The sequence below is a fragment of the Chroococcidiopsis sp. [FACHB-1243] genome (assembly GCF_014696895.1).
Taxonomy (GTDB): Bacteria; Cyanobacteriota; Cyanobacteriia; order Cyanobacteriales; family Chroococcidiopsidaceae; genus Chroococcidiopsis.
In genome coordinates this window covers 22,546-29,041 of the sequence record NZ_JACJQX010000058.1, presented here as the reverse complement: position 1 = coordinate 29,041, position 6,496 = coordinate 22,546, and the positions used below count along the sequence as shown (strand labels likewise).

7 protein-coding genes and 1 pseudogene are annotated in these 6,496 nt (G+C 46.4%); 5 read left to right on the top strand and 3 right to left on the bottom strand.

The window, feature by feature from the left end; translation table 11 throughout:
• The first annotated feature begins 200 nt into the window (after positions 1-200).
• The 4 genes from H6G17_RS28580 (at position 201) to H6G17_RS28565 (ending at position 2,861) form a co-directional block, all read left to right on the top strand.
• Entirely contained in the window at positions 201-1,010 is an 810-nt protein-coding gene (locus H6G17_RS28580; protein ID WP_192161934.1) for a hypothetical protein, read from the top strand.
• Positions 1,003-2,082 carry a hypothetical protein gene (locus H6G17_RS28575; protein ID WP_192161933.1) on the top strand — a complete coding sequence of 360 codons (1,080 nt, stop codon included), beginning with the start codon at positions 1,003-1,005 and terminating at the stop codon, positions 2,080-2,082. Before H6G17_RS28580 ends, H6G17_RS28575 begins: the two co-directional genes overlap by 8 nt.
• 179 nt (positions 2,083-2,261) lie before the next feature.
• Complete coding sequence (locus H6G17_RS28570; RefSeq protein WP_192161932.1) at positions 2,262-2,594, top strand: DUF6883 domain-containing protein; 333 nt, start codon at positions 2,262-2,264, stop codon at positions 2,592-2,594.
• An 18-nt stretch (positions 2,595-2,612) separates the two neighbouring features.
• Entirely contained in the window at positions 2,613-2,861 is a 249-nt protein-coding gene (locus tag H6G17_RS28565; RefSeq protein ID WP_106218625.1) for a DUF4926 domain-containing protein, read from the top strand.
• Positions 2,862-3,090: 229 nt separating this feature from the next.
• On the opposite strand, the pseudogene H6G17_RS28560 reads toward H6G17_RS28565, so the two are convergent.
• The 3 genes and pseudogenes from H6G17_RS28560 to H6G17_RS28550 form a co-directional block, all read right to left on the bottom strand.
• A pseudogene (locus H6G17_RS28560) lies at positions 3,091-4,379 on the bottom strand (ISKra4 family transposase).
• Between the two features lie 107 nt (positions 4,380-4,486).
• On the bottom strand, positions 4,487-4,690 hold the full coding sequence (locus H6G17_RS28555) for a hypothetical protein (protein WP_192161931.1): 204 nt from the start codon (positions 4,688-4,690) through the stop codon (positions 4,487-4,489).
• A gap of 34 nt (positions 4,691-4,724) precedes the next feature.
• Positions 4,725-6,065 (bottom strand): VWA domain-containing protein, encoded by a 1,341-nt coding sequence (locus tag H6G17_RS28550; protein WP_192161930.1) that lies wholly within the window; start codon positions 6,063-6,065, stop codon positions 4,725-4,727.
• Between the two features lie 126 nt (positions 6,066-6,191).
• Here H6G17_RS28550 and H6G17_RS28545 point away from each other — a divergent pair, with 126 nt between their 5' ends.
• Complete coding sequence (locus H6G17_RS28545; RefSeq protein ID WP_192161929.1) at positions 6,192-6,485, top strand: type II toxin-antitoxin system RelE/ParE family toxin; 294 nt, start codon at positions 6,192-6,194, stop codon at positions 6,483-6,485.
• Positions 6,486-6,496 lie beyond the last annotated feature (11 nt).

The window sequence follows — 6,496 nt, the reverse complement described above, 5'->3', positions numbered from 1 at the left end:
TTGTTGATGTTCTTCTTGGGTTAGGTTAACAGTATATTTAACTGGCATTGTACATCGCATGAGTAAGTTTCTAAACCATGTTCTCACGCAGCTCTTTGCCTGTCAAAATAACTTTGGTCGTCTACTAGCTTATCTACAACTGTAATATAAGAACTTAGGCTCTCGTGGACTGCAAGAGCCTTTCACACTGGAATCAAATAATGATAGCAACCGAGTATAATTTCGATAACTTTTCCCAAGTATTAGACCGCCTAGATAATTTTGGACTCAGCCCCAACCAGTTTCGCGTCTACTGCCACCTGTTCAAGAATGCGGTGGATGGTGTAGTTTCAGAGTCCAGTGAAAGCATAGCCAGGGTGTGCAAGTTGACCCGCATCACAGTTCTACGAGTATTGACACAGCTAGCACAGATGCAAATGATCCAATGCGATCGCGCTGCTGGGAAGAAATCGGTTTTTTACTTGATGCCGTGTTCAAATTGGCGATCGCTTGCACCACAAGAAAACAAGCCTATTGCCAACCAGCAAGAGAAAGTCGTTCAACTTAGAGCCAATAATATTAGTCAACTAAACTCAGACACCTGTATATCTGCTTTACAGGTAAACGAAATTAACACTCTTCTGGAGGCAGAAGTACCCCGTAAGGGTACTTCTGCTCTCCCTGCCAACAAACTCCTCAACGAAATTGACGTGTCAAATTCCGATACGGGTAGCTTGGATGAAAAGTTAGCAGCCGCCAGAGAGCGGGGATGGCGCGATACCGGAACGTGGTGGAACGATTTGGGGCAACAGGTAGTGACGGTGAATCGGTTTGTGGTATCAGTTGCCGAGTTCATGCAGCGCTCGCTCGATAGCTTCGATGTTGGGCAACAGGTGTGTGAGTCGGGATTGAGAAAGTGCAAAGAGCAGATTGAAAGAATCAAGCAGAAAAAGCATCAACAACTGTGCGATCGGGTGGTAGCGATCGCCCAAATTGACAACCAACTAGAGCGAGGTTTGTGCTATGGATAATCAGACCCGAAGCAGCACGGATGTTGCTGTCTATAATTTCCGAATAGGCGATCGCGTCACCATTACAGTTCACCCGCTGTTGGCTGGTATGTTGGGAGAAATTACGGCGCTGCCTTCTCCTGACGCAGGCATCGTAGCACTGGATGGTGGTACAAGAGAAAGGATACCGCTATCGTGTTTGAAATTGTCAAATCGTTTAATGTCAAACGATGTTGCAATTGCATCATCGTTTAATGTTGAAGTATTAGCTTCGGTAGAAGAGCGAATGGATGAAGCAGAAGCGAGAGGGTGCGTAGAACAAATCAACGCTTGCTGCAACCGTATTCGTTGGCTGTTGGTGGATTTAGAAATGAGGCAAGGGTATTTGGCTTTGGGCTTTGCGAGTATGAGCGGGCTGATGAAATCCGATCTGTTTTCCCAAGCTCGTTCGACACTACAGTTGGAATTAAAGGCAGGACGGATCGAGAAAAACTATCTCAATGTTCCGGTGGGAACGTTTCATGAATCACATCTGCGCCCCCTTTCTAAGCTCAAGCCAGAATACCAGCCAATTGCCATTGAAAAAGCCAAACAGATAGCTGGCGAACGCAATCTAGTTGCTAAAGATGTCAGTGCGGTGGTGGCAACGATGCTACTAACTGATAAAAATGCAGCAAAACGCAGTATTGTAGATATCGTCAAAGAGCGCACTCACATTCCGTTATGCGATCGCAGCCAGTGCCGCATTGATGATGTCGTAAAAGTTCGAGCATTCAAAAATGTAGATTTGCGCTCGTATGATGGATACTGGGGAGTAATTCAACACATTGGCAACAATTTCTATCAGGTTTATATTAGCCTGAAGGGTGAGACAATCCAGTGTAGGGAAGAAGAAGTGGAATCTATAGATATGAGTGAGGGCGATCGCATTACTTTATTATCAGTTTCGTCGCGAATTAGCAACTTGTTGAAAGCTGAGTTAGAAGCGGTGGATTATGCGATTTTAGAGACGATACAGCGGTCGTTGTATTTGACACCGAGGCAGATACGGTATTTAGAAGTTATGGAAAAAGATTATGGTGTGAGTCAATGAAGGGCGATCGCACTCGATTTTTGCCGAGACAAAGTTAGGGAATTGAGGGATGAGAAGCAAATCATCACAATTTGGAGAAACAACACAACTAAGAATTGTTTCCTCGCTCCTCAAGAGATCGGTGGACGCTATAGGTTTCGAGAGCCACTGAGGAATTAACTATCTGTGTTAGCTTTTCTATGCTCATTCCCAATGCAGAAAATGCGATTGTTGATATCCGTAAGTTGCGTGACTACTGCTTGAATACAGAACATGAGAATGGCAAACACAAAGCACGACTTTTTTCGTCAATACTCGGGATGACAGCTGACAATGCTGAAGAATTGCGCCAAATTTTGCTGGAAGCCGTTCAAACTCAAGCAGCGCGATTGGGAAGACAAGATGAGTTTGGACAGCGTTATACTCTAGACTTTCAGATCGAGTGGCAAGATAGAAGTGCGACTCTTCGCAGTGGCTGGATTGTCGAACATGATTCGGAAATTCCCAGATTAACAAGCTGCTATCCTCTGTAATGGCTAAAGGTAACTAGAATGGCAAAGAATACAGTGAAATTGCTAGATGTGGTAGCCTTGACTGCTGACCTTCCTCAATACAACTTGTGGCGAGGACAAGTTGGGACAGTGGTAGAACTGCTGGCTGATGGTACGGCATTTGAGGTTGAATTCAGCGATCGCAATGGCCGGACTTACGAATCTTTAGGGCTGCGACCAGAGCAAATCATGGTGCTACGTTTTGAGCCAGCATCTCCAGATATCAAAGCCCAAATGGTTACAGCATAAGCGGTATAACAACTCAAGTTCAATGAACTACCCGAAGCTAAACCAGCAGCTAACAACAAAGTAGAAATTAGGCGCAACCTTCCAAGATGGAATCACGTTTACTGCTTTGGTTAATGCAAAAAGTTGACGCACTTGCGATCGAGTGCTAACTGTTGGGAGCAACTTTATCCTTAAACAACTTGCCAGGAGCGAAGCCAGGAACGCGAGTCACTTTGAGTATGACCAAAATTTAATGTAAAAATTCAGCGAGAGTGAAGCCATAGCGATTGATTTTCGACCAGAATTGCTGCCATCGCCCTTGGGTGTAAGTCAAGGTTCGTAAACTCAAGACAATTCCAGCACCACGGTCTTTCCATTTCATACCTGCGCCACACAAACGTGCTTTAACAATCACTTTACAGGCGGCTTCGGTAACACCCGAACCAATCGGTAAATTCCAGGCAATAGCTTCGGCGTAATGCATTTGGTGGTGGTGGTGACGAAAGTAGGTGATGGCATCTTGTAATCCAGAACACACTCCTTCAGACATTCGTTTCGGTTCAATTGCTTCCATTTCTGCGAGTAAACGAGTGGCAGCTCCGACTTCGTGTTTGAGAATGTGGCAGCCATTGTCCATACTCGCTTGTTGATACTTAACACTGTGAGGATGCACGGATGCGGCAACCTTGCTCAGATACTGTGTCGCATGCTAAAAATCTAACACCTGGCTGTGGGTGAGTGGCACAAGTCACGTCCAATTCTCTAGTGCGCCATCTGCTAACCCTTGATAATGGGCATGGGGATATAACCGCTTTACCTGTTCAACTTCCCGTTGCATCCGGACAAGAAACGTTTCTCGCCCGTGTTCTGGCGCAGCAGCAATGTAGGTCGTATGTTGACGTTCTCCTAAAGCGTCGTACAAACTGATTGTCCCTACCATTGCTTGCCGCCATCCATCTTCACACAGCAACATGCACGTTCCATCCACCCCAACACTCACTGCCTCAATTGCCATCGGTAGCTTTGGTGTTTGATAGTGCCAATCTTCTTCCTTGAATAGGGCAATGGTGCCGACAGCTTCTGCCAAGGTTTGCACAAACGACCGATGACACGAGCGCCCATGATTCTCTCTCAAGTCTTCTACTAACCGCACGCTGCTCATCTGCGCGTATTTATGGCTGATTTGTTGCGCGAACTTCGGTGTCGAGGTGATGATGATGCGAGCATCCACCTCCAACGGACACAAAGTTTTTCCGCCACCGCTTGTTTGATCGACATGGCGCTCTAGAGCTACCATTCCGTATGGAGTTTGATAAGTCTTGGGTAATTTTCCGCGTGCTAGTCCAATGCATACCGCCGCTCTCAATCGGAGAACCATCAGTGTCGAACTGAATGAAGTGCTTCTCCACTAGCTAGCGTGCCTGCTTCATTCAGCACTGATTGGAGTGTTTCTTCTGTCTCTAAAAATGTCTTTTGCAATGGCACCACCAGCTGGAGTGTGACAAACTCAGCATTGCTGTCCAGAATTGTTACACTCATTCCCCTGCTCCTAGTGCGCCACGCAATATCTCTAGAGCATAACAGCTTCTCCCTCTCACATCAATATTTGGTCATACTCATTACATATAGTACATGTCGAACCTGGACTACAGTAAGAATAACTCCTCGATCACTATTTCATCGCTCACAAGATCTTTAACAACCCAGATGCGATCGCAAAACTGCTTAGGGAGCCGTTTGCCTGCACCACCGATTAAAACTCCATAAACACTGAATTCTAGTTGTTGCTTCTTGACTTTCAACTGCTCTAAAAATTCCCGCTTCACGTCACACTTGCCGTCCGTGACCATAACAATATCTGCCTGTTTAAACTGTTGTTGTCGCTCAATACATTCGGTAGCCAGATAACAAAGCTGGCTCCCAAGCAGTGCCGCCACCATTGTAAAAAGCCAACATCGACTCCAGCAGTCGTGAGAAGTCATGGTGGTGGGGTGGAAAGTCATCAACTCGACAAACTCTAGTTGCAAAGTGGATGACTCGCAAGTGTCGCCCCTCCCTTAAAGCAATTTGTCCTAACACTGCCGTCACTGCTTTCGCCCAAGTGTCGGGCAATCCATCCATCGAACCAGAGGAATCCAAGCACACCACCAACGGTCCTTTGCATTGCTTCTCCTTTCCCCTCGTCTTGTATTGCAATAGGGAGCGATCGTAATATCCCAGTGCGAATAGAGGGAAGAGATCGCTTGCGGATAGTTTTTGAAGTTCGGTAGGCAATAACCGCGACAAGTTATTTTCTAACTCAATCGTAGTTATCTCGCCAAAAGCATCTAGAGCTTGGCTGCGACGCTTGCGCTCGGCAATCTGTTGGAAACGTCCGGCAACGACAGCGATCTTTTTGAGCTTGGCATGACCTGCTATCTTCTGAGCTAGCGCCATTTTTTCAGCAGGAGAAACGCTTCGTTCTCCACCGATTTCATTTCCCCAGCTCAAGCCTAGCATCTCCAACCACCCAGCTACCTCGCTCAATTTTTCATGAGCGGCGTTCAGGGCAGCCCTCAGCATTTGCCTAACTTGCGTTTCATCAAAACTATCTGCATACTGTTGAGCCTGCCATACAGCTTGTTTTCCTTCCCGTTGTAGGAGTTGGACCAGTTCATCTGAGCGATCGCCACTATCTTCTATCAGTTGCCTCAACCACTGCTGTCGTTCCCGTTGCTGTCGGGTTTTGGGTAGTGGCAAACCAGTTGGGGAAGTTGTTTGAGGAGAAGTCAATATCTGCTCAAATACCCCAGATGGCGGAATTTCAGGTTGATGCTTCAGTTGCTTAATCAAATCCCGATACTGTTGCGGATTGAGAAATCGAGGCATGGGTGGTGGCAGTTTCTCGTACACTTGACGGCAATACTCTACTGTTGCCAATCCCGCCGCCAATTGGTTGCCTTGACACTGCTCCACCAAAGTGTCAAAGCTGATGAGCTGTTCAAACTCCCGATGCAATAAAATCGCCCAAGCACTTTCGGGTGGTGGTGGGTCTAGCTGCTCTGGTTCGCTCTCGTAGTAAAGTCGATGAAAAACTTCTAGGGTGAAACTGGGAAAGGCAAACAGCTTGCTAGTTCCTACTCTCACCATCGACCGAGCATCTTCAAAATAGTTTATATACTCCTGCCAGAAGAGTTTGGAGATGCTTGCAACTCGATACACTAGCGGTTCAAAGTCGTACAGCATGAGAGTTGGAATCTATCGAGCATCAACACTGCCTAAACTGGCAAATAGCGATTGCGCCTCGGTCACTTTTAGCTAAAGATAGCATAATATCCGTGTTATTATGTTAACGGAAGTGCGCTCGCGCTCATGATTTTTGCATTTAAAGATCGAGGAACGGAAGAGATTTTTGATGGCGAGGATTCAAAAGACGCTCTAAGAGTTTGCCCAATTAATCTTTGGTCTGTTGCCAGGAGAAAGTTAGACCAACTGAATGCCGCTATATCTTTGAACGATCTGAGAGTGCCACCAGGAAATAGGTTAGAAGCCCTGCAAGGCGAGCGCGAAGGTCAGCATAGCATTCGCATCAATGATCGGTATCGGATTTATTTTGTCTGGTTGGAGCAAGAAGCATCTGCGGTTGAGATTGTCGATCGCCATTGATGAAATGAGGT

Coding starts and splice junctions, on each gene's coding strand:
- H6G17_RS28580 (WP_192161934.1), top strand. CDS start 201: ATGATAGCAACCGAGTATAATTTCGATAACTTTTCCCAAGTATTAGAC.
- H6G17_RS28575 (WP_192161933.1), top strand. CDS start 1,003: ATGGATAATCAGACCCGAAGCAGCACGGATGTTGCTGTCTATAATTTC.
- H6G17_RS28570 (WP_192161932.1), top strand. CDS start 2,262: ATGCTCATTCCCAATGCAGAAAATGCGATTGTTGATATCCGTAAGTTG.
- H6G17_RS28565 (WP_106218625.1), top strand. CDS start 2,613: ATGGCAAAGAATACAGTGAAATTGCTAGATGTGGTAGCCTTGACTGCT.
- H6G17_RS28555 (WP_192161931.1), bottom strand. CDS start 4,690: ATGGTCACGGACGGCAAGTGTGACGTGAAGCGGGAATTTTTAGAGCAG.
- H6G17_RS28550 (WP_192161930.1), bottom strand. CDS start 6,065: ATGCTGTACGACTTTGAACCGCTAGTGTATCGAGTTGCAAGCATCTCC.
- H6G17_RS28545 (WP_192161929.1), top strand. CDS start 6,192: ATGATTTTTGCATTTAAAGATCGAGGAACGGAAGAGATTTTTGATGGC.